We start from the raw sequence: 1,554 nt of genomic DNA, 5'->3' as shown, positions 1-1,554 counted from the left end.
GGGGCGGGCCCCCCCCGCCCCCCCCGCCGAGACCACGCTCGCCGGCCTGTTCGCCGACGTGCTCGGCATGCCGTCGGTCGGCGTCCACGACAGCTTCTTCGAACTGGGCGGCGACAGCATCGTCGCGATCCGGCTGGTCAACCTCGCCCGGGCGGCCGGGCTCGCGATCACCCCCCGCGACGTGTTCCGCCGGCGGACCGTGGCGGCGCTCGCGCAGGCCGCCGACCAGGCCGGCCCCGGCACGCGGCCCGACACCCCGGCGCACCTGGACGAGGACGCCCTGCCGGTCTCCCCGCTCCAGGAGGGCTTCTTCTTCCACGCCCGGTACGACACCGGCGCCGCCGACCCGTACCTCGTACAGCAACTCCTCGACCTCGCGGGCCCGGTGGAACCCGGTCGGCTGCGCCGGACGCTGCAGCGTCTCCTCGACCGGCATCCGCTGCTGCGCGCCTCGTTCCGCCAACTGCCCGACGGCCGCGTCGTCCAGCGGCTCGCGGAGCACACCGTCCTGCCGTGGCGGGAGACCGGCACCCACGCGAGCGGCGGACTGGACGCCCTGCTGCGGGCGGACCGGGCCGAGGGCTTCGACCTCGCCCGGCCCCCGCTGCTGCGGGCCACCCTGGTCCGCGACGGCCGGCACCACCGCCTGCTGCTCACCCTGCACCACATCGTCGCCGACGGCTGGTCGCTCGCCGTCCTCCGGCGCGAACTGCTCGCCGCCCACCGGGGCGAGGACCTGCCGGAGCCCTTCGACCCGCACCACCACCTGGCCTGGCTGGCCGGCCGGGACCGCGACGCGGCACGCGAGGCGTGGCGGCGGGCGCTGTCGGGACTTCCCGGGCCCACCCTGCTCGCCGGCTCCCTCACGACGACGGACGGGCACCGGACGCCCGCCCGGCCGGACCGCCTGGACGTCCCGCTGCCCGACGACGGCCTCACCGCGTACGCCCGCACCCACGGAATCACCCTGAGCACCGTCGTCCACGGCCTCTGGGGCCTGCTCCTGGGCGGCCTGACCGGCACCCAGGACGTGGTGTTCGGCACCACGGTGTCCGGCCGGGGCCACGGGACCGGCGACCTGGACCGTGCCGTCGGCCTGTTCATCAACACCGTCCCGGCCCGCGTACGCCTGACACCCGAGGAGTCCCTCACCGGTCTGCTGCGGCGCGTCCAGGACGAGCACGCGGCACTGCTGGACCACCAGCACCTCGGTCTCGCCGACATCCAGCGGGCCGCGGGCGGCGGCGAACTCTTCGACACCCTCGTCGTGTTCGAGAACCACCCGACCGCCTCCGACGACGGTGCGGACACCCTCCGCGTCACCGGCTCCGAGGTGTTCGACACCGTGCACTACCCCCTCGCGCTGATCGTCGAGCCGGAGGACGGCCGGCTGCGGCTGCGGTTCACGTACGACGCCGCACGGCTGGACCGGCCGGTCGTGGCCGGCCTCGCCGACCGGTTCGTGACCCTGCTGCGCACCCTGACGTCCGACCCCGGCCGCCCGGTCGCCCGCACCGGACTGCCGACCCCCCAGGAGCAGCGGCGCCCGGCCGG

Annotated in this window: 1 protein-coding gene; it reads left to right on the top strand. The window is 76.3% G+C overall.

Features of this window, described 5'->3' with window-relative positions; translation table 11 throughout:
* Positions 1-1,554 (top strand): condensation domain-containing protein (locus B7767_RS38860; RefSeq protein ID WP_256923726.1); only part of this gene is annotated, 1,554 nt, incomplete at both ends.

It is taken from the genome of Streptomyces sp. 13-12-16 (assembly GCF_002114215.1).
GTDB lineage: Bacteria > Actinomycetota > Actinomycetes > Streptomycetales > Streptomycetaceae > Streptomyces.
Note: the sequence above shows the minus strand (reverse complement) of the source record. Positions and strands in the feature narration are given on the sequence as shown.